The sequence below is a fragment of the Staphylococcus sp. CoH_129_LAB_1 genome, assembly GCF_058191515.1.
In genome coordinates this window covers 21738-44258 of the sequence record NZ_JBXWKZ010000018.1, presented here as the reverse complement: position 1 = coordinate 44258, position 22521 = coordinate 21738, and the positions used below count along the sequence as shown (strand labels likewise).

Sequence of the window (22521 nt, the reverse complement as noted above, 5' to 3'; positions counted from 1 at the left end):
AATTCACTATTATTTTCTTTGTCGTGAAGTAAACTAATGGCATTGTCTAACTTTGGTTGTACTGCATCTATTTTTGCGATAGCCTCTGTCACTTGGGCTGGTGTCGCATTGTCATCATGAATCACTCTATCTGCTTCTGTTTTTGCGCCTTCAAGTTCATCATGAAGTTTAGCCATTTCATTATTGTATGCAGTCACGCTCGCTGGTGTCTTACCTTCGGTAACTCCTACATGATTTAATCCTGGACGTTTTTGTTCTAGCACTGACTTATCTGCTTTTAATGCATTTTTTGCTTCAGTTAAATGAGTTAATGCTTCTTCTACTTTCGCTTTCTCATCTCTAATTTCTTCAGCTGTCGCATCACCGTTGTCAATCACTCTTTGGGCTTCTGAACTAATTCGTTCTGCTTCTGCTTTCTTCGCTCTATAGTTATCAGCTGTTACTGGCGTCATTCCTGGTGTTGGATCTTGTTCTGCTATTGCTGTATCTAATCTTCGTTTTGCTTCAACTAATTCACTATTATCTGCTTTATTTTGTAGTAATGAAATTGCATGTTGAATTTTCACTGAGACATCATTAATACTATTTGTCGCATTTGCAACATCCGTATTTGTTGCTCTATCATTTAATAAAACTTCATTACCTTTTCTTCGAACTGCTTCAATTTCATCATGCAAATGCTGCATTTCATTATTATATGCAGTCACACTTAATGGTGTTTTACCATTAATGTCTCCTTGTGCGTCAAGTTTAGGTAAAGCATTTCTAATACTTGATTTATCTGCATGGGTTCTAATTGGTACATTTACAATCTCTATACTTCCATCTCTATAAGTAATACGTGTTGGTACTGTTTGCGTTGTATCACTCTGTAAATTTGTAGGTAAACTTACTCCTTCGTTTACATTAGCATGATCTTTATTATCTACACTAATTGCATTATTAAGTTCCTCATTACTAACTCTTTCACCAGGTTCTTTGACTATTTCATGAATTATAACATCATGATGTTCAGGTCCCACAACTCCAACAGTATTATGACTAAAATTATCATCATTTCCTGCAATAGATTCTGTATTAATCAGTACATGTGGTTTTAAAGAATTAGCTTTAAACGTCACTTTACCTGTTCTAGAATCAAATGTCACATAATCTGGCTGATTATTAATCGACCATCTATTTTGATTATTTTTAGTTACAATTAATTCTCTAGATTGTTCTGCACTATTATCAATTTTTTCGACGTAGCTAATTTTAACTTTATCTGTAGGATTTTTTGTTGTTGATGTATTAGCATTGTTTGGAATAACTTCGAACTCACCATTTTGTTTAAATTCAAATGTTGTGTTAGATGGTGTTGCTGGCTTAACTTTATAAGTTGCACTTGTAGCCGCTTCACTCATCAATTCTCCGTTACCAGTCGTTGATTCGGTATTAATCAACGTATCATTTGGAACTGACAATTTGTCATAAATAATTTTACTACCATCTGGAGAAACTGATAAACCAGGTGTGTTTACTGAATCACTTGCTTTTGCCCATTTTCCTACATTATTTTTGATAAATATACCAATAACTTGATTTCCTTTTTTAACTGTAATTCTATCTGGATTTACAATTACATTTCCGGCATTAGCTCCTAAGTCTTTACCCGTACCTGGTAAAATAACTACATCACCAACATCACTTTGTGTAACAGTTGCTGGATTTGGAACTGCATTTGTTGCTTTAAACACTGCTGTATCAGAAGTAAAGAACACATGATTTTGACTATCTAACACTTCAAATTTAGCTTCTTTTTTGAAGGCTTGATTTGGATGTGCTAAATTTGACCATTGTTCATCATGAGAACCTGTTGAATTTTGATTCCATACAATATGTAGTCCATCTGTAGGTAAACCATTCGCATTTTCTAAAGTAACGTAGTTATTTACATTACCATTTCCTTCAAAACTTGTTCCTACAACAGCACTATATTCTGACTTTTTAAATTTATATTTATATTCATACACTTTTACAGGCACATTATACACGGTATTTATACCATTATATCTCACTTCAGCAATTAAGTTTTGAACTCCAGCCGTACTATTATTTGGTGCATTATTAGTTTTCCAAGTCACTGTAGCACCATTCATATAATTATTTTCAAATGTTACATAATTTGCTGCATCATTACCATATGTTAATGGATGTCCTACAACATCACGTTGCGTTGCTTTAGGAGTAGCTGGTGCATAAATAGTAATTGGAATAGAAATTGTTCTTGTTTCACCATTACTTAATGTTGCTATAACATTCTTAGTAGTTGTACCAATTGTATTTTTCCATTGATTTACATCTTGTTCCCACTCTACTCGTTTAACATCAGAGTTAGATTTAATATAGTTTCTAGCATTACTTAAATTAATATTGTCGCCTTTAACAAATTTTAATCCGCCGTCTATCGCTTCAAGTTGTTTTGTTACAGGTGAAGAAGCACTTAAATCTGATTCTATTGATTCTGAACGTGTTAAATTCACAACAGAACCACTATTATTTTGTTCAGTAATTGTTAAATGATCAACCGTGATAATTGATTTAGCTTTAATATTACCAAGCGGTAATACTCCTGGAATTGTAATAGATACTGAACCATCACGATTTCTAGTCATAGTTGTATTACTAATTTCTCTACCATCTTCAGTATATAGTTTAACCTGTGCATTATTTGGAACATTATTTACTTTAATAGATTGTCCAGATAAATCAGCTTTATATTTTGTACTTAAAGCATCAATTGAAGGCGTAGTTGGTTTCACTTTAAACAATACATTAACTGGGTCTACTTGACCGTTAGGATATATCACATTAATTGTTTCTGTGAAAATACCTGGATTATTTGATAAAGGTCGTCCAGAACCAGGTGCCCAATCGAAGTTCGTACCCGAGGGTAAATAATTTGCAATACCTTCTACAAATGCTCCTACATTAGATGACGAGCCTTCATTTGAAGATAAGAAATTACCATTTATTGTTGTTTGATATACTCTTTTTGGCTTCGCTTTAACCACTCTATAGCTTGCTTCTTTTTCAATAGGTGTTGTTTCACCATCAAATAAGATGTTCGCTCTTAAAGTTTGTGGGACTCCTACTGTTGTAGAGTTAATATCTGGTCCATTACCAATCCAAGTCACAGTAGCATCCGTCAAAGGTTGATTATTATTTATAACGAAGAAATCATTATTATTTGTTCCTTTACCACTTGGGAATGGTTGACCTTGTACTGTAAATAATTCTATTCCTCTGACATTAGGAATGACATGTTTTACTGGTACAGTAATGGATGTTCTTGAATTATCTGCATAAGTGATAGTCACTTCAACATTTGCATTATTACCTGAACGATGAACATTACTAATCTCTCTACTGCTTATTTCATTACTGCCATCTGTAACGTAATTTCTATTTGTAATTGATTTCGAAATATCTAAACTGTTAAAAATAGCTTGTCTATCTGTTTCAGATAAACTTGCATTGTTACTAATATTTGCTATACGTATTGGATGTGACTCATCAGCGGTTGTCATGACACTATATTTATCTTTTAATGGTTTGAATAATACATTAAATACTGCCGTTGTTTCGTTATCACTACCATCTGTTACTTTAACTTTTACTTGTTTAGACGTTGGGGTAGATACATTAGGGGCAACACCACTTAATGTTGAATGGTTTAATACATTCATAGGTATTTGACTGTCATTAGGTACAGTAACATTTTTAATACCAAAGTTATCAGTTAATGTAAGTGTATTTCTGAAAGTTTCTCCTGAAAATACAACATGATCATTATAATTATCTAATACAATATTTGGCGTTACTTTATCACTTGGTACAAATACGATATTAATCACATTGTCTGTTGATGACATTGATTGTCCAAGGCGCTCAATATAGCTTTTTGCACCATAAGGCGTTAAATACAATTGTTGTTTATCTATCGCACCCATAATTCCATTATCAGTACCATTTTGTTTAAGTATTTTATCTAAATGGAAACCAGCAGCGCCATTCATGGCTGGAATATCACCACTTATCACTGTCGAATTGCTACTTGTATGTCTGTAGTCACTGCGTGCAACGGCAGAATTGCTATATCCAGTATTGCTGTCAACGATGTCTAATACTTGAATAGGTTGGCCATCATATGTAAATGGATGTTCTCCATCCGAATATATACTATTACCTTTAGAATATCCTACAGGTTTAAATCCACGATCTGAGCCTGATTCTGCTAACATTTTCTCTTGACCTTCTATATGGTTTCTCAATCCTGCATGTTTAGGTGTTGCTCTTAAAAGTGATAATACGTCATTGCCTGTTATTCTTCTTCCAGTCGTTGCATCATATCGATAAATTATTGTTTTACCATCTGGAGACCACTCAAATCCACCATCTGTGTCTCTTCCATTAATTTTTTGACTTGTCCAAGTCACAGTATAATCATTACGTAAATTTATCCATTTTAAGAAATCCATATGATCAAATGTTGAAATGAATTGTTTTGTTAATTCACCTTTAGTAATCGTTACTCTTACACGACTTGGATTATTACTTAAAGGTTCATCGTTTTCAATTCTGATATCACTATCATTTAGATTTAATTGCGGATTAGCAGCTTTAAAGGCATTTCTAACTTGTGTAATTTCATCATTACTTAAATTTTTAGTTGTTGAACGATAAACACGTTGATTTTCTGCTAATGTATTGACATCAACTACCTTAACTTTAATTGTCAAACGTTCTGAACTATGGTTGTATGCATTTAATGCATCGACGTTATAAGTATAGACACCAGCATTTAGACGACTCATTGCTTGAGCTGATGGTATTGAACTACCATTAATAGTTGTAAACGCATTATTAGGAATATCTTGTCCATTACTTAATGAGAAATATTTCCTTAAATCAGGTCCAATTGTATACTCTTGACCTTTAGCAATTGTGATAAATGCTTCTTTTGTATTTGAACTACCTGGTTCAGTATATATTGATTTACGTTGAGGTCTATATGTAATTACTTGAGCCGGATCAATTATACGAGTCGAACCATCTTTAAATGTCAAGACTACTCTACCATCATTACCAACCATGTACGGATTTAATTTACTTAAAAATGATGTCAAACTACTATTTTTAGCTTTAAGCGAGTTAATGATATCATTTCTTTCGCTTTGGGAAATACTATTAGGATTAACCACTGTTTTCAATTCTTGCTGGCTAAATAACTGAACTGGTTTATCATCTGATAACTTTCCAATATGAAGATGATATGGGCTTACATTGGTAGTATTGCCTGCTCTATCATGAGCAACGGGTTGAACAAGTACATCTCTATTCCACGTCACATCGTTCGAAATTGTTCCTGTAATCACTAAAGTACCTGCGTCTCCAGAAGCGTCTCTATTGAATACTGCTTGTAAACCACTATTTCCAGTGATAGATGCATCTTCCACACCTGAACCATATGCATTATCAGAAACAGGAATTGAAATATTAACGTTATCTCCACGATAGTATTTATCTTGAAGACCTCTTACGTTACTAAATGTTGGCGGTGTAGTATCTAATCCTACATTAATCGAATTACTAAAGTTGGATTGCACTGAATCTTCATAATATGTAATTGCTCTAATAACCCCATTATTAGGTAAAGGATTAGTATAATCACTTTCTTCAAATGTCACCGTGCCATCTAAGTTTGCCATCTTTTCCGCGAGTACAGTATAGCCTAAAGGTGACGTGCCAGGACCTGCCCCGTCTGTACCACCTGAAACTAAACGTACTTTTGCTCTCTCATCCTGTGGTACATGTGTTACTGTAATAGTTGGTTTCTTACCTCCTTTTTGTCCTAATTGCGCAGCAAGTGTTGAAATAACTGGTGGATTTGGTTTGGCAATGACTTCAAAGATTTTAGTTTCATTACCGATTCTCGCTGTCATCACATGGCGTCCTGGCGGCAATTGACCAACTAATACTTTATTTTTTTCAAGTTCTGTATTAGGTCTATCTACTGCATCTTCAATTTGTAGAGATGGTGGATATCCTGAGATTTCCCACACGTTTGCAGACTCGTTACTTTTAAATTGAATTCGAATATTTTGATGATAATCCTTATTATTACCATTAGTCACTGTATTAAGCATTTGACCTTCTTGTTGTAAAAAGACAGCATGATGTGCAGCTTGTGATTCAGGTGAATTCTCTTTATTATCGGGTGCATTATCTGAATAGAATCCAATGGATTGTTCTAACTTTGGTTTAACAAATAAATTTACTTTTTTAATTGTTTCACCATTATGATATGCATCACTTACATTAAACCCAACAAAAATTTCAATTGGTCTTCCTGTTCTCGCAGCCTCTACTAATTTTTCTTCAGAAAACATTTCATGAATTTCATAAGAGTTAAGCGGATTTACACCAAAATTACCTCTATAACGATCAGTAGGCACTCTAGGAAATAAACCCATTACATGATCACTAGGGTTACTTAGATAACTTGAAACATCTTCAGCATATTCGTGTGTAGCGAAATCGCCATCTAAGTAATGTTTTTTCATTATTCTACGCTCTGGCACATCATAAGCTGATTCAACATGATCAATATGCAGTACGCGATCGATAACATCTACAATTTTAGTTTTACGATCATTATACTGTTCTAGTGGCTCTAAATATAATTGGTTATAGTTGTTGATTTCATTAAATTCAATCCCTCTACCACCTGCTGCATAATATAATCTATCTTGTGAGCTACCAGACGTTTTAAATTGAATTGTATAACTATCTGTTCCTCTAGCTTGAAATGCATAGATATGATCAATACCTTGATTATGATCTACTTGTCCAGTTAAATAACGATAAATATCGTCTCCAGCTACTTTAATTTTATTTGGAACACCTTCTCTTTCAAAGAATGTAAGTGGTTGATTTTCATTACCACGTGCAAAATCCCCTAAATTATAAATATGATTTACTGAATCGTTATAGAACTCACTTCTATTCAAAGGATTTCCTTGTCTGAAATTATATGCACTAGAAGTAATACCACCAGCAGAATCCCACATTCTTGATAAGGCTTGATCTCTACCGTCTCCAGTACCAGATGATGATGTTTCATGACCATTTACATCTGTGGCAGTAAAACGTACTGGTCCCGTTGGCGTTTGACCTTTAGGTAAACCAAACCAAAATACCATGCCATTACGTTTAATATGATACTTATTAAAATTAATCGTCCATAAATATCCATCATTTTGTCTAATTGATGAAATTTCTGCAATACCTCTAACACTAGATGGACTCATATTTCGATAATGAGAACGTGTAGCGTAATATGGTGCACTTTTATTCGTTGCATGTAAAAACGTTCCTGACCAATAACCGGAACCATCATTTTCATTTTCTACATACCATTCTTTTTTAGCATTATTATACAAATCTGAATTCTTTTTTACTTTTGAGCCAGGTTTTGGTCTAGAGTTATGAACTACTGGCGGTGTATAAGTATTAGCAGTATTGCTAGGGGGTCTCGTCCCACCTTGTCCACGTACAGGACGTCTACTTGATCTTACGGAACGTGCTTCTCTATTTGCTCTTGTACTAATAGTTCTTACTTGTCGTTCTGGCAGTGATTCAATTAATGCATTAGCTTGCTCTAGTTCTTTATACAATTCATTAATTAATGTTTGATTTGAATTATTATTTTCACTAAAGAAATGATTCACTTTATTGAACGTCGCTTTAATTTGAGCCACTTTTGTAGTGTCAGCTTGTTCTCTATCAATTTTTCGATATTCCTCGTAAGAATGGTCATACGCTGCTTGAAGTTTATCACCATCAATTGTTGTTGAAGTCGAAGATACTAGGGTATCATCTGATGCTTCTCTATCTTCGTAACGAGTACGGTTGTCACGAGGACTATGCCCTTCATTCACCTCGGCTAGACTATTATCATCTAATTTATTTTTTTGAGGTTGAACTTCATTGTTTTCTTTTAAATCTGTTGTTGTGTGAGATGTATCTTTGTTTTCGTTTTGAGATGAAAATGATGTTAAACCATTTGTTAATGTATCTGCCGTCTGAACTTTATTTAAAGTTTCCTTGTTTGCTTTTTGACTCTCAGATGCAGGTGAAGCTTTAGGTTCTGTGTTAGATTGAACTTGCTTATTACTTGTCTCATTTGAAGTTTGTTCTTGGCCTCTAGCTTTTGCTTGAATCACTTGCCCATCTTTTTGTAATTGTTCACTGGCGTGTGCTTGAGGTGAACCTAAGAAAATTAATGTCGCAATAACAGTTGAAAAAGCACCGACTGTATATTTGCGGATACTAAACTTCTGTAATTTTTCTCGATAATTCACAGTGATTATTCACTCCTATTCTTGATGTTTATTCTTAGCTGTATAGGTGCAAATGATGAAACATTTTTATTTAAAAACTATATTACGACTCAATGTTTCACAATCATTTACTATATTGTACTGAACAATAGGTGTATTTGTTCATTTATATATTATCATCATTCATTTTATATGTGTATATTATTTTATGAATATTTTATTAAATAATTTATTTAATTTATATACTAGACGCACTTCAAATAATTGTTTCAGAATTTATTTAGCTTATTAAAAATTTACTTATCTTTTTTAATCTTGAAGCCATCACCTAGAGTTTTTTATTTAGAATATCTACGTAAAGTGTAATCTAGACATAAAATAACGAACTTAAAAGAAATTTAATTTAATCTCATCTCTTTTCTTTAATATTTTTTAAACATTCCACCAGATTTTGGTTCAGTAGATTGAAATCCAAACTTCTTATATAATTGATCAGCTGGATAATCTGCAATCAGACTGACATATGTCCCTTTTTCTGCATGATTTTCAATGAATGCCATCACTTGTTTTAGGATTTCTTTCCCAAAACCTTGTCCTTGATAATAGGGATGGACAGCAATATCTATAATCTGAAATGCAGTTCCCCCATCTCCAATCACTCTACCCATCCCAATCAATGTTGATTCTTCATAAATAGTAATATTAAAGCATGCATGAGGTAATCCTTTTTTTGCTGCTGCTTCTGATTTAGGACTCATACCTGCTTTTGCTCTTAATTCACAATAATCTTTAACATTTGGTGGATAATTTGAATAATGAATCATTAAGACGTCCTCCTCTTTTAGTCTCTTTATTCTTAATTATAAAAAAAGACACAATAGGTTTGAATCTATTGTGTCTCAAATTATTATTTTAATCTCTCGATTCTTTTAAAATTGCTTGTCTTAGTAAAAAGAAAAGTAATAATAATCCCGCAAGCATTCCTGTATGACCGATACCTGCAAATCCAGCAAATGCTTCTGGTGAAAAACTTTTTCCAGTGACTTGGTAAGTGCCTTTTGTTAGCATCATTCCTACAGTAATAATGACACCAATATTGTATACAATGAAGAACCAATTAAATAAATAATAACTACTTAACTTAAATACTTTTTCAAGCGGAAGTAAAATTAAAAACATAAACATACCTAATATTAATGTATGTGTGTGAACAAGCGCTAGTTGCGTATCGCCCGTAAAATCATGTGCTTTCGTTAACTCTCTGTAGTAAAATCCACTTACAAGTCCAATAATCATATAGAATAAAAAAGCGTATAATAATCTGCGCATAAAAATCCTCCCTTACTTCAATTATTATAATCGATTATCTCCATCTTTAAAGTGACAAAATTTTGTAATCAAATCAGGTTATAAAAAATGACCTCTAGCAAGCACTAGAAGTCACTTTATTATATGTCTTATTTATTTCTTGCATGTTTAAATAATGCAACTAAAGATAAAATAATGGCAATAAGTGAAATAATCCATAATGCGATAGAACCACCTGAAGATGATTGACTTTTTTCATCTTTTCTAGTGTTGTCTCCTTTAACAGTTACAGCATTTGCATTTTTTTCCACTTCCAATGTTGGAGCAGGATGTTCACTATTCGCTTTGCCTGACCATTTTACTTTATCTTTATTATCGTATGTCTGCACAGCTTTAAATGAATATGTACCTTCTTCTTTAGGACTTGCTACAAGAAGTGGAAATTCGATAAATTCATTAGGACCAATGCCTTTATCTTTCGCTTTCCATGTGATTTTTGTAATATTACCTTTTTTGTCTTTATCTAAACTATATTTATATCCTTCAACGGGTTGAATATTTGACACTTGTACTTCTTTTGGAATATCTAATTCGACTTTTTCAGTATGATCTTTTTGTTCAACAGGCACTCGAACATCCACTTTTTCATAAGATCCAGGTTCAACTACTTTTGGATTTATCGTCACATGTGCATCAGCATATTTAAATAAGCCTAATGAAAAGAAGAACACTAAACCTGAAGCAAATATTTTTTTAAACATATTTTACAATCTCCTTTTATGGAATATTAATTTGACTCATAATAACACCAACAAGTATTAAAATAATACCAATAGATACTTCGATAATTAAAGAGACTTTATTAATTCTATAACGTTTGTTTAAGGCGCGCGTTGTTTGCATAAAGCCTAAAGCCATCATAATTAATGTTCCTACGATTTTAATTATTAATAATATTGTCCATGTTTGCATATTAGACCATATAGATAAAATTTTAGTTTCATCAATTGACATTAATATACCAGTAATTATGATAACTGCAACAGCAGCTCCATTCACTTTAAATAAGATTTCGCGTAATAAATCAACTGCATCTCGTTTTTTAGTAAATACTGAAGAAAACAAATAAATTAATGCGCCTAACCATAAACTGATACCAGCTAAGTGTAATGTTCTAAGTATTATTGACCAAACAGGAACACTTTGAGACCAAGCATGTCCTGACATACTTAAAGCTAAAATCATAATAATTGAAATAGCCCAATACCATGTTCGTTCCATATTTCTTAATACAAACAATCCACTTAAAATAATCAAAGCAATAGCGCTTAGTATATACGGGAATTGAATTAAGACACTAGGATTAAATGTTAAAACTGAATCTAAAACATCAGATGATAGAGTCATCAGATAGAGTACAAGTGACATAATATAAGCCATCATCATAATTAATGATACAGCGACATGTCTAGGGAAAATATCAAACGTAGATAAATTATTTCGACGTGCTATACCGTTTAACCAATATAAACCAACTAAAATAATTGTTGCGCCTTCAGCGATATATCTAAACACACCAAACCAAAATGCAGGTGTTTCATATGTAGCAGGAGTAGTATCTACACCATTTGCTGTTTTTTTACCAACTGAAAATTCAAATTGATCACTAATTTCATGACCATCAGCAGATACAGTGTGCCATTTAATTTGTTGTGTACCTTCTTTTAATTGATCGCCTGAGAAAGATAAAGTATCTGAATGTCTTGATGTACTTGGTTTAATATCAGCAATTTTCTTTCCTTTATCATCATATATCGTTATCCCTGAATATTCGGCGTTTACGGGTTCGTTAAATGTTAATTTGATTGTATCTGGTTGTTTTGATACGATACCATTTTGTACTGGGGTTGTTTTCTCTAAAGTAGCGTGCGCAGATGCTATTTTTGTCATACTCGGCACGAATAAAAATAGGAACATCATCAATAACGCTATAGCTACTTTAGAACTTCGCTTTAAAATGACCATTGACGTCCTCCTATAAAAAATGCTCATTTAACAATAATAAAGTAATATAACTTATTTAACAATAATTATTATCATATGTCATCGTTTATATAAATTTAAAGCGATCTAAATAAGAGATCTCATCCCTAATATCAAATTATTTTATTCTTCTACTAACGCTTGTGTGTCCAAGGTTAACTCATTCCTTAAAACACATGCAATAAACATTACTAATAGTGAACAAATTGTTTTAGCGATTAATAATGACCATACAGCCCTTATTAAACCAAACAACGCATTTAATATAAATAGTATCAGAATAGTGTTTCATTTTATTTGCTAACACACTAATCCAATATTAATAATTATATTCCATTTTTGCATATCTCATTTAGTTAGATATCTAAATAATATAATACACCTTTTTTCAAATAAACAACTGCTTTTTACTCATATTTCTTTTTTAAATAAAACAATCTCAACATAGTTAATTAATCTATGTTGAGGTTGGCTATTATGAAGGTACTTCAGTACGTTTTGTACTATGTTTTCTAACGATTGCTGAAACTAAACTTGAAATGGCCCCAAATAAAATAAATCCTATCATCATCCAGATTGTTGAATTCATCTCGATACTGTGATTCATATAGATAATTTCACGTAAAGTATTTGTATAATGTGTAAATGGGTCAATGTTATAAATCCATCCTTGATATCCTTTAGGAAGCATTTCTTTTGGTAAAGTAACAAGTTGCATACTAAAGAACATTAAAATAACAAAGATTGGAATAGCTTTCATGCCTAACCAAACCATAATACCTAAAATTAAACCAATAAATCCTAAAATTGAAATGGTTAAGAATAGTGCGACACGATTTGTATGATTAAAATCAAATCCTAACATACTTTGCATGAAGTACACGTACGCAAAACTTGCAACAAATGCTGTAATCATAGCTAAAACCATTTGTCCAAATGAAGCAATCATTCTATGTTGAATTTTGGAATTATTACTTGTTCTGAAAGCAAAGAATAATAATACTGATGTTACAAGCGAACTCATCCAAACTGGCATAAACATTAGGAATGGAGCATTTCCTCCGCCTTGATGATCTTTTACTTTATTAATATCCTCGTGCGTTATTTTAACTGGCTTTGTGAGATCTTTAATATCTGATGGAGATACTTTAACATCTTGTTTTTCTAATGTATTAAGACTTTGAGATGTAATTTGTTTATTTAAATTATCACCCATTCCATCTAGAATGTTACTTGTGATAGTAGCTGCTTGCATACTTGCGCCTTTATTTATAATTGTCTTAAATGTGGCTTGTTTAACTTTTACATCTTGTGGTTCGGTTTTCTTTTGCATTTTTTCAATTGCAGCTGGAGGTATTTCTCCAGATTCTACTTTTTCTTTCATTTCTGCTTTTTTACTATCCATAACAACTTTTTGAGTTTTACTCATTGCATTTTTTGAAAAATCTTTATTAAAAATAGCTGCTCCGTAATATTTATTATCATTGAGCCCTTTTTTAATATCTGATTCTTTATCTACTTTAATCCATTTAACTTTATTCGAATTGCTATCTTTTAATTTATCTTCAATTTTTTGTCCTATATTTACGTCTTTCCCTTGTATATCTACACCTTTATCATTATTTACAATTGCAATAGGTAATACTTTAGGTTTTGGATTAAATGCAGGATAAAAAGCTAGTGAAAATATAACTAATAATAACATAGCAACAACTGGTGCTAACCATAATAGTTTACTTTTAAAAATGTTCATAATTAAATACATCCTTTTTATTGAACATTTCTTTAAAAAGTGTTAATTAATTAAAAAGGATAGATGTATGATGAAAGAAGATAGAAGAATTCGCAAAACTAAATCCTCGATTAAATCATCTTTTGTAGAATTATTAAACGAAAAAGAATTAGAAAAAATTACAATTCAAGATATTGCGGATCGTGCAGACATAAGCAGACATAAATAGAGGTACAATTTATTTACATTATGAAGATAAATATTTATTATTATCGGATATGGAAGATGAATTTATTTCACAAATGACATTTTTAACTCATTTAAATAATATTGTGGGAAAAGACCCTGAAGATACTGATAAAAATTTTATCAATATTATTTTAAAGAATATGTTACAACACATTTCTGATAATATTAAATTTTATCAAACAATCTTGCAATTAAATCAAAAATCGAAACTAGAAGAAAAAATTTATTCCTTAATAGGTAAAAATATGCAAAAATATATAAGTACTAATCATGAAATCGAGGGAATCCCAGAAAAATACTTTCATAGTTATGTAGCTGGCGCTACAATATCGATTATAAAATTTTGGGTGAATGATGACCATCGACTTTCTGTTGAAGATTTAACACATCACATTTTTAAAATTATATATAATGGTCCTCTTAGAATAATGGTTGAACATCAATATAAATCTTTAAAAACTAATAACGTGAAATAATGATTTAGAAAGGAACTATCAATTATGTTGACTGCATATAAACATTCAACTACTAATGAAATAATCGAAACAAATATAGATCATTCTGCATCCTGGATTAATGTTGTTGAACCCGATAGAGAAGAAGTAGAACAATTAATTGAGCAATTTAATCTTCCTGAAGATTTTATTCGTGACCCTCTTGATGCTGATGAAAGCGCTCGTATTGAGTATGATGAAGATACAGGTTATTCTCTAATTATCGTTGACTTGCCAATCGTAAGTTCTACAAATCGACATGTCTTATCGTTTGTAACTATGCCTTTAGGTATTGTCATTGGTAATGGTGTCATTTTCACAATTTGTGATACTGAAAATGAATTTCTTGAAAACTATTCTAGACAAGACGACATCAATTTAAAATTCCATAGTCGCTTTGCCCTAGATATTTTACTTACGATTTCAAATCACTATAATAGAAATTTACGTCTTTTAAATAAATCAAGAATACGTATAGAAAGAGATTTAAAAAATAGTATTACAAACAAACAACTCTATCGTTTAATGGAAGTAGAAAAAAGTTTGGTTTACTTTTTAGCTGCATTAAAAGGGAATGATACGATTATTAAAAAATTATTCCGGTTACCTGCCATCAAACGTTTTGAAGAAGATGAGGATTTATTAGAGGATTTAATCATTGAAAATAATCAAGCGATTGAAACAACTGAATTATACACAGGTATCTTAGAAAGTATCACAACATCGTATTCTTCATTACTTTCAAATGAAATGAACAATATTATGAAGACGTTAACGCTATTTACGGTATTACTTACACTACCAACTCTTGTTTTTAGTTTCTTTGGAATGAACGTCCCATTACCTATTGATGATAAGAGTTATATTTCTTGGCTTATTATCGTAGGAATTTCTTTAATATTAGTAACAATTGTAAGTATTTTCTTATGGCGCAAACAAAAATTATAATAATCAATGAGTCTGGTACATAAAGTTGCTAGATAAGTGAAAAAAGACAAGTTCTATTGAAATAATATAGAACTTGTCTTTTTTATAAATTTTTGATTATTTTCAACTCGTTGGGTTGCTCGTTTTCTTATATCGAGTGCCATTAGTAGAGTAAGTTGAGTCATGTTATATTCTTGATATATAAGGAACCAGTAAATGAATTTATAATACACTCATTTACTGGCTATTTTGCTAGGAATTATGTCCCAGCCTTATTGATTATTCGGCTGTAGCTTTATAAGCTTTTCTTCGTGATAATACTACAGTAACTATCACTGCAATGATAAATGAAATAAACATACCGATAAAATAATGTATCCAACCCGCATGAGCAGGGTTAATTGAAATAAATCCTGGTAAACCCGCCGTTCCTAGAGCAATAGCCTTTACTTTAAAGAATGCAATATAAGCAGAACCTATCGCCGATCCTGTAATTGCACCAATAAATGGATATCTTAACTTTAAGTTTACACCAAATAGAGCTGGTTCTGTAATACCTAGTAGAGCAGAAATGCCTGCCGCTGAAGCTACCCCTTTAAGTTTCTTATTATTTTTTATAATTAAGAAAGCAGCAAGTGCAGCCCCACCTTGAGCGACATTTGACATAGTAGCAATTGGGAAAATAAATGATCCACCTGTCTTTACTTGATCAGCAATTAAAGTGGTTTCCACTGCAATAAAGCTGTGATGCATACCTGTAATGACAATTGGAGCATAGAATAATCCAAAAATAAATCCACCTATTGCCCCTCCGAATTCATATAACCATGTTAAACCATCTGATAACCAGTAACCTAGTTGTCTAGTAATGGGCCCTACAAATAAGAAAGTTAAAAATGCAGTACTGAGTATGGCAAGTAAGGGTGTTAACAAATTATCTAAAACTGTTGGAATGATTTTACGTAATCCTTTTTCAATCGATGCTAAGATATATGTTGCTACAAGCATGGGTAAGACTTGCCCCTGATATCCAACTTGATTAATATGTAATCCAAATAAATCCCAATGTGGTATAGCTTTACCCGCTTCTACTGCCTTAGGGAAATCATAAGCATTCATTAATGAAGGATGTACTAAAATCATACCTAATGCTGCGCCTAAGAATGGATTACCACCAAACCGTTTTGCGGCACTAAATCCAATTAAGATAGGCAACAATGTAAATGGCGCATTAGCAAAAATATTAATCATGTCTGCTAATCCAGCAAATTGACTATGTACATCGATAAATGATTTATGAGTGTAAAATAAATCTGGTGCTGTAAGTAAGTTATTAATTCCCATTAACAATCCACCAGCAACAATAGCGGGTATAATAGGAACAAATATATCAGACAACATTTTAACAAAACGTTGTAAAGGATTCATATGCTTTGATGATTTATCTTTCACATCAGCAGTTGTTGATGGTTCTTTTCCTGTAATTTTTTCAAGTTCCGCAAACACCTTGTTAACTGTTCCTGAACCAATAATAATTTGATATTGACCCCCTGTAGAAAATGTTCCTTTAACAACATCCATTTCAGCCAACTTTTTTTCATCTACAATACTTTCATCCTTTAATACTAATCTTAATCTCGTAGCACAATGCGCCATAGCATCTAGATTTTCTTCGCCACCTATTGCTTCTAATATATTTTCAGCCGATTGCTTATTATTCATTCTACTAACCTCCTATATGTGGAACCGGTTCTAATATTCATATTATCATTGTAACCGGTTTCAACAAGGAAAGCAATCTCTTTTTAAAGTTTTATACTATACATTGATTCTAATTCATATATAACATTCATAAAAAGAGACTAGAATATTACTCATGTTAAAATTATCTTTCTCCCTCGAATACATATTAGATATAGACTTTCTCAACGAAAATCTCTTTGCTTGGCTCCACTAATATTGAAATAGTATGGTTCAACTCTCAACATATTAAAAATGCCTAAGACAACTTATTGTGTCCTAGGCTCTATAGTCATACTAATTCTGACATTCTTATTTATGAATATTTTCGTGATTTTTGATTAAGTAAAAATATATTTAGAGGTTATGATGTAAAACTGTTACACATTAATAGAAATTTTGGGAGTTATAATGATTCTAAATATAATAGTTAGCTACTGTTAATACCTTTTATATTTGTATGCATCTTCTATTCTAAGTTGTTTATTCTACGGAGTGGTGTTCATTTCTTCTATTTAAATCACTGTAATCGTTAGTTTCATAATAAACTATTGCTATCTCTGTTGCTAATACTCTAAGGTGTTGTTTCTTGTTATACATATAAAAAGTGATTTAAAAACATATGTTGCTTGCATAAAATATATGTGTATTTTTTATGATGCTATATATTCAAATGATGTTGTGTCGTGATGTATGCACAGAATTAGTCATGCTTTCATTTCAAGTGAAATTTTGCTATAACTTATTTCATTCCTTGAAATCTATATTTATTATGCAATTCTTTTCCTTCCATTGACCTATTAAAAATTTTCAATAGTATCATGCGACATTCTTAAAAAAACAATAATATTGTGCACATACAAAATTGTAAACGTTTTCCTTTAAAAATAAGTAAAATTTTTTTATTTTTAAATGTTAATTTCTCTTTCATTTTCATATATAATAACTTTTATTATTCAAACTGAACCAAATCCCCCCACACGCAAATACTATACAAGATGAGGAAATTTATTTATGAGTAGCACTCTTTTTATACATGAAAATATTACTTCTATGCCAACGAGAAACATTAATCATGTTCTTATATTATTTTCTTTAACTAATGAGTTAGAAATGACAATCAATGGAAAGCAATATCAATTATCAAACCACATTGCAATCATTAATCAAGGTGATTTATATCAAATTGATAAGGGTAGAAATCTGATTGAGCTAAAAATACCAATGGCTTACTTTTATCTTGAAGACACTTCTTTTTTTAATTGCCACTTTGATGCACATCTCTTGCAATCAAGTCATTTTATTAAATCAATCATTTTAAATAATATAGAACATATGTACAACACATCTCATTACAATGACAAAGTCATTCCTAAAATTATACAAACATTTTATAAAGAAGCTGTTATTAGACATCCTCATTTGTATATTCCAGAGATTCCTGTTGAACAACAAATCTTAACTAATGTACTTACATTCATCCATAATCACATTACTTCTAATATTTCTCTACAAGATATTGCAGCACATGCACTTATTTCTGAGTCTTATTGTTCAAATTTATTTGTACGTATATTGAATATTAATTTTAAAGATTATTATACGAGCTTAAAAATTAATCATGCTATTAAATTACTCGTTTGCACGAATGACTCTATTACAAGGATTTCTGAACAAGCTGGTTTTAGTAGCCATACCAATTTTACTAATCAATTTAAAAATTATCTTAATTTAAGTCCTAAACAATTTCGTTCTCAACTAAATCATTCTGATCCTATATCTGTGATACGATTGAAGAGTGATATTGAGTATAAACATTTTGAATTAATCTCTCAGTTTGAAACAACTGAACAATTTTCTACCGAAACCACTATCATTGATCTTAAACAATTAGAAACACATCAACATTCACAATCTTCAAAGGCATTTATTCATTTTAAAAATATTAATGAATTATTCCAGTTTGTTTTTAATGATCATTATGATATCAATTTATCTTATTTACCTAAACCAGCTATTTTAATTAATGATATGAGTGACATGAATCAACATTCAATTAACGGAAATTTACTCAATCGCTGCTTCGAAAAATTATTTGAGAAACATATCAGTTTAGCCATCGTTATCAAAAATAAATCTGAGTTCGCTACTTTTTATAATTTAATCATGACTTTTCTACAAAATAATCAAGATTATAAGTGGAATAAAAAAAGTGCACGATTTATGCTAGTATTTGATACCAAGTCAATGACTATTCAAGATATTCATCTATCCTATTTAAAACTTAGAAACAAGAATCGTTCGATTAAATATGGAATTTTAGTAGAAGGATTATTACATCAATACGAGAAATTACAAGATGTTTATGATACGATGAAGCGTCTTAATTTCGATTACTATTTCATTGACATTGAAAATATTGATACGCAAAGTATATTAATTGAATACCAACGCGGATTTACTCATGCAAATACCCACTTCGAAAACTATGTTCATTTTGTAGAGAATTCTAATATACCTTCTACTCAATTTGTCTATAGTAGTTTATCATTACGTTGCTTTAAGTATACAAATGATGGTAGACATCCACTTCAACTCGCAGATTTAGTTTGCCATTTAACGGCGCTATTAAAATATGGAGGCGGTATTTGTTATCACCTTTTTGAGGAAAATCCGATGTTTATTGCCTTATTTAATCGACACGGGAGTTTACTACCAATTATGCATCTTTACCAATTCATTTCGGCATTTATCGATGTTCCTATCTATATTTCAAATAATTATTTAATAAGTCAAAAAGATGGAGATTACCATTTTATCTTATTTAATAAAATTAACGATCGCTACTTGTCTGACAGTAAACAATATTATCAAATACTAAATGAATTAAATGAAAATAGTTTAATCATCGTAAATACATTAAATAAAGAACATGGTACGATTCATCAATTAATGTCTCAAGATAATTTGCCTGTATACATTGAAAAAAGTATTATACATAAATTAGATAGATGCAATCAACCTAAAGCAGAGTTATTTATACAGAAAAAAAAGAATTCTCCATTTAGCATGACATTGCATCATGATGAAGTTAAGTATATTTACATTAAATCTGTTTAATTAAAGTATTGAAGTTTAACTCTATTGATTACTGGATATAGACATGGTAAGGAGATGATTAGTTTGGATAAACAACAAGCGACTCAAGCAATTGAAAAAGTTTTAAACACTTCTAAAGTTGGCGTATTATCAACTTCATATAATAATAAACCTAACAGTAGATATATGGTTTTCTATAATGATGGATTACATTTATATACAAAAACAAGCAACAAAAGCTCTAAAGTAAAAGAAATTCAAAGTAATTCAGAAGCATATATTTTACTAGGATATAATGAAACAACAAATAATAGTTTTGTTGAAATAGAAGCAAATATTGAAATTGTGGAAGATCAGAAAGTCATTGATTGGTTATGGGAAACACAAGATAAAACATTCTTCGATTCAAAAGAAGATCCTAATTTATGTGTGTTAAAAGTAAATCCAAAAACTATCACTTTAATGAATGATGATGATATTGATACACCAGTAACTATTGAACTTTAGTGTTACGTTTTAATAATGGAGTAGGACAGACATTATGATAAATTCTGTCCTACTCTTTTTAATTATTCCTACGTCATTTGTGCAACTTAAAGTACAATTGATTTTCACAAAATTTTTATTGCAATTTAATTCTATTTTTTGTATAAATAAATTAACATATTTGAGGAGAATCTTAATGAAGAATAGAAAAGGTTTGGGATTAGGGATTGCTTTAATTGCAATTATGTTAATCGTTAGCATTATCTTAATTATTGTAATGCTAAATGGTCATCAAAAAGAAACATACTATGGTTATATGAAAGATAGTCACACTATCGATAAAATGGTAAATGAGCAAACAGAAAAAGTAGAAAAAAATGTTAAATTACCATCTGACACTGAAGTAAAAGTAACAAAAGGTGATTTTGTATTTTTAGTAAAAGAAAAAGGCTCAAATTCATTTTCTAGAGTGTCTAAAGTAAGTCACGATGATGTACCACATGGACTCATGATGAAAATTCATGAGATGCATGATATGAAAGGCATGTAGTATTTTAATAGTCAATAAGTATAGAGAGCGAGATCATATTCATTTCGAATATGCTATCTCGCTTTCTTTTTTCTAACTAAAAAAGCATCGCTTATGTAAGCGACGCTAAAAATGTCAGATTTATTTTTTAAATTGATTCTAGATATTTCTTTCCTTTTTCTTTATCGTAGACACGTTCCCATTTAGAGATAACTACTGTAGACAATGCATTACCGACAACGTTTACGCATGTACGAACCATATCTAATAAGCGATCTACACCGATAATTAACGCAAGACCTTGAGCTGGTAAACCCATTGCTCCTAATGTGGTCAATAACACTACGATAGAGACTCCAGGTACACCTGCCATACCTTTTGAAGCAACCATTAATGTTATCATTAAAATAATTTGCTCAGATAATGATAAGTGAATACCATACATTTGTGCAACAAATAATGCAGCTATCGATTGATATAACGCTGATCCGTCTAAATTAAATGAATAACCAATAGGTATAACAAAAGAAGTGACTTCTTTTGGTGCACCAAATTTTTCCATTTTGCTCATCATTACCGGTAATACTGCTTCCGAACTAGAAGTAGAAAACGCAAGTAATAATTCATCTTTAAGTATTTTAATAATTGAGAAAATACTAATGCCACAAATTCTCGCTACAATACCTAAAACGACAATAATGAAGAAAATCATTGCAAACACGACAACAAGTACAAGTTTTGCTAGTGGAATTAAAGCTGAAGCACCAAATGTCATTACTGTTGTACAAATAAATGCAAATACACCAATTGGTGCTAATTTTAAGATTTTATTAATCATCCAAAATACGGCTTCTAATGTACCATTTAAAAATCCTTTAACTGGTTCAGCTTTATCTCCAATTGCGGCTAATCCTAAACCAAAGAATATTGCAAAGAAGATAATGGGTAATAACTCACCTTTAGTTAAAGCTTCAAAAATATTAGTTGGTACAATATTTACAATTGTATCAATAAAATGATTACCGTATGTAGATTGTTCCGCGGCAGACGCAGTTGATTGATATTTAGTAATGTCGCCTTTTGGTAATTTAGCAGGATCTAGCCCCACACCTGGTTTAAAAATATTACCAATTATTAAACCTAAACCAATAGCGATAGTTGTAATAATTTCAAAATATAGAATTGATTTCCATCCATAACTTCCTATTTTCTTCGAATCCCCTAAATTCGAAATAGATAAAGCAAGTGAACAGAATACAATTGGAATGATGATCATTTTAATTAAATTTAAGAAAACGTCACCGAAAGGTTTAATATAATTAGCAACACCTGTTTGACCAAATAATAATAAACCAATAACTACACCTAACACTAATGCAATTAACACTTGCATCGGCAGGCTAACTTTTCTCTTGAACAGAGTCACGTTGAAACCCCCTTCATCTGACATCGCTTAATTATATCAAATTATTCAAAATTGGGGTATATATTTTTCAAACTATTAAATAATGTACATATTTCATTTAGTTA

At 31.0% G+C, this 22521-nt stretch carries 12 protein-coding genes and 2 pseudogenes; 5 read left to right on the top strand and 9 right to left on the bottom strand.

From position 1 onward, the window contains the following. From ebh to AC2FB1_RS06885, 6 genes are all read right to left on the bottom strand, one after another. Positions 1-8405 (bottom strand): hyperosmolarity resistance protein Ebh (gene ebh / locus AC2FB1_RS06910; protein ID WP_490674536.1); only part of this gene is annotated, 8405 nt, incomplete at its 3' end. A gap of 401 nt (positions 8406-8806) precedes the next feature. Continuing rightward, positions 8807-9208 carry a GNAT family N-acetyltransferase gene (locus tag AC2FB1_RS06905; protein WP_490674535.1) on the bottom strand — a complete coding sequence of 134 codons (402 nt, stop codon included), beginning with the start codon at positions 9206-9208 and terminating at the stop codon, positions 8807-8809. 88 nt (positions 9209-9296) lie between these two features. Beyond that, on the bottom strand, positions 9297-9713 hold the full coding sequence (locus AC2FB1_RS06900; RefSeq protein WP_070716873.1) for a DUF2871 domain-containing protein: 417 nt from the start codon (positions 9711-9713) through the stop codon (positions 9297-9299). Positions 9714-9841: 128 nt separating this feature from the next. Further along, positions 9842-10453 carry a YcnI family protein gene (locus AC2FB1_RS06895; protein ID WP_490674534.1) on the bottom strand — a complete coding sequence of 204 codons (612 nt, stop codon included), beginning with the start codon at positions 10451-10453 and terminating at the stop codon, positions 9842-9844. A gap of 16 nt (positions 10454-10469) precedes the next feature. After that, entirely contained in the window at positions 10470-11717 is a 1248-nt protein-coding gene (locus AC2FB1_RS06890; RefSeq protein ID WP_490674533.1) for a copper resistance CopC/CopD family protein, read from the bottom strand. A gap of 493 nt (positions 11718-12210) precedes the next feature. Beyond that, positions 12211-13488 (bottom strand): YhgE/Pip domain-containing protein, encoded by a 1278-nt coding sequence (locus AC2FB1_RS06885; protein ID WP_490674532.1) that lies wholly within the window; start codon positions 13486-13488, stop codon positions 12211-12213. Positions 13489-13558: 70 nt separating this feature from the next. Here AC2FB1_RS06885 and AC2FB1_RS06880 point away from each other — a divergent pair. Together AC2FB1_RS06880 and AC2FB1_RS06875 are read left to right on the top strand one after the other, a co-directional pair. Further along, a pseudogene (locus AC2FB1_RS06880) lies at positions 13559-14192 on the top strand (TetR/AcrR family transcriptional regulator). A gap of 24 nt (positions 14193-14216) precedes the next feature. Next, positions 14217-15158, top strand: coding sequence for a magnesium transporter CorA family protein (locus AC2FB1_RS06875; RefSeq protein ID WP_490674531.1), 942 nt, complete (start codon positions 14217-14219; stop codon positions 15156-15158). On the opposite strand, the pseudogene AC2FB1_RS06870 reads toward AC2FB1_RS06875, so the two are convergent. Then, positions 15088-15307 (bottom strand): annotated as a pseudogene (locus tag AC2FB1_RS06870) (hypothetical protein); the annotation flags it as partial. The gene AC2FB1_RS06875 and the pseudogene AC2FB1_RS06870 overlap by 71 nt on opposite strands. 109 nt (positions 15308-15416) lie before the next feature. Further along, positions 15417-16859 (bottom strand): sucrose-specific PTS transporter subunit IIBC, encoded by a 1443-nt coding sequence (locus AC2FB1_RS06865; RefSeq protein ID WP_490674530.1) that lies wholly within the window; start codon positions 16857-16859, stop codon positions 15417-15419. Between the two features lie 1032 nt (positions 16860-17891). On the opposite strand from AC2FB1_RS06865, the gene rsp reads away from it, so the two are divergent. The 3 genes from rsp to AC2FB1_RS06850 all read left to right on the top strand — a co-directional run bounded on the left by rsp (position 17892) and on the right by AC2FB1_RS06850 (position 21012). Beyond that, positions 17892-19997, top strand: a complete 2106-nt coding sequence (gene rsp / locus AC2FB1_RS06860) for an AraC family transcriptional regulator Rsp (protein ID WP_490674529.1) — start codon at positions 17892-17894, stop codon at positions 19995-19997. 63 nt (positions 19998-20060) lie between these two features. Further along, on the top strand, positions 20061-20483 hold the full coding sequence (locus tag AC2FB1_RS06855) for a pyridoxamine 5'-phosphate oxidase family protein (protein WP_490674528.1): 423 nt from the start codon (positions 20061-20063) through the stop codon (positions 20481-20483). Between the two features lie 175 nt (positions 20484-20658). Then, on the top strand, positions 20659-21012 hold the full coding sequence (locus AC2FB1_RS06850; RefSeq protein ID WP_490674527.1) for a DUF4889 domain-containing protein: 354 nt from the start codon (positions 20659-20661) through the stop codon (positions 21010-21012). Between the two features lie 127 nt (positions 21013-21139). Here AC2FB1_RS06850 and AC2FB1_RS06845 read toward each other — a convergent pair whose 3' ends face one another. After that, complete coding sequence (locus AC2FB1_RS06845; RefSeq protein WP_490674526.1) at positions 21140-22417, bottom strand: cation:dicarboxylate symporter family transporter; 1278 nt, start codon at positions 22415-22417, stop codon at positions 21140-21142. Positions 22418-22521: the final 104 nt, after the last annotated feature.

Coding starts and splice junctions, on each gene's coding strand:
- AC2FB1_RS06905 (WP_490674535.1), bottom strand. CDS start 9,208: ATGATTCATTATTCAAATTATCCACCAAATGTTAAAGATTATTGTGAA.
- AC2FB1_RS06885 (WP_490674532.1), bottom strand. CDS start 13,488: ATGAACATTTTTAAAAGTAAACTATTATGGTTAGCACCAGTTGTTGCT.
- AC2FB1_RS06890 (WP_490674533.1), bottom strand. CDS start 11,717: ATGGTCATTTTAAAGCGAAGTTCTAAAGTAGCTATAGCGTTATTGATG.
- rsp (WP_490674529.1), top strand. CDS start 17,892: ATGAGTAGCACTCTTTTTATACATGAAAATATTACTTCTATGCCAACG.
- AC2FB1_RS06865 (WP_490674530.1), bottom strand. CDS start 16,859: ATGAATAATAAGCAATCGGCTGAAAATATATTAGAAGCAATAGGTGGC.
- AC2FB1_RS06895 (WP_490674534.1), bottom strand. CDS start 10,453: ATGTTTAAAAAAATATTTGCTTCAGGTTTAGTGTTCTTCTTTTCATTA.
- AC2FB1_RS06900 (WP_070716873.1), bottom strand. CDS start 9,713: ATGCGCAGATTATTATACGCTTTTTTATTCTATATGATTATTGGACTT.
- AC2FB1_RS06850 (WP_490674527.1), top strand. CDS start 20,659: ATGAAGAATAGAAAAGGTTTGGGATTAGGGATTGCTTTAATTGCAATT.
- AC2FB1_RS06875 (WP_490674531.1), top strand. CDS start 14,217: ATGTTGACTGCATATAAACATTCAACTACTAATGAAATAATCGAAACA.